Raw genomic sequence first — 633 nt, 5'->3', positions numbered from 1 at the left:
TTAACCTCAGATCTGCATAAGAGTTTCCTTCTCAAGCCGAGTAATGTTGATACTCGGCTTTTTAGGTTGAAAAGTGTAGGCTATGAGGCCTGCCAATAAATTCACCATAAAGCTGACACAACTTCTATGCCGAGAATGCTCAATTTGAGAGATATTCTTTAGCTGGTCAAAAACGGTTTCAATGATGAAACGCTTCCTTAATATCAATCTGTCCCACAACGTCATTATCTTGGGTTTCATATTTTTTCTCACACCCGTAATGAGTGTGACGCCTTTGGCGGATAACTCTTCTTCTAGTGGACCAGAAATATAACCTTTATCGCCGTATAAACTCCCCCAGAGTTTATCGACCATATCAGGGACTGGCTGTCTATCATCGACATTGGCAGCCGTTACTTTGACGGAGATAATGCCGCCTTGGTCATTGATGATAAGGTGAAGTTTAAAGCCATAAAACCACCCCATAGTTCCTCGACCTCTTTTTGCCACACCATCAAAAACTTGGTGACGAGGAATTCGCAAGTTATGACACACTTGGAGTTTGGTTGAATCCACAAAGGCAATCCCTGTGGGTTTGGCTTGTCGGTGTGTGAGATAAGAGCAAAGGGGTACGAGTATCGTTTGCATTAATTT

General features: G+C 42.5%; 1 protein-coding gene. It reads right to left on the bottom strand.

Going from position 1 to position 633, the window contains the following annotated elements; genetic code table 11:
- Positions 1-6: 6 nt before the first annotated feature.
- The coding region (locus ACM2FC_RS23580) for an IS982 family transposase (protein WP_498483466.1) at positions 7-633 on the bottom strand (627 nt) is incomplete at its 5' end.

The sequence above is a fragment of the Vibrio sp. A37 genome (assembly GCF_059777565.1).
The sequence above is the reverse complement of the archived record's forward strand: the minus strand, read 5'-3'. Positions and strand labels throughout refer to the sequence as shown.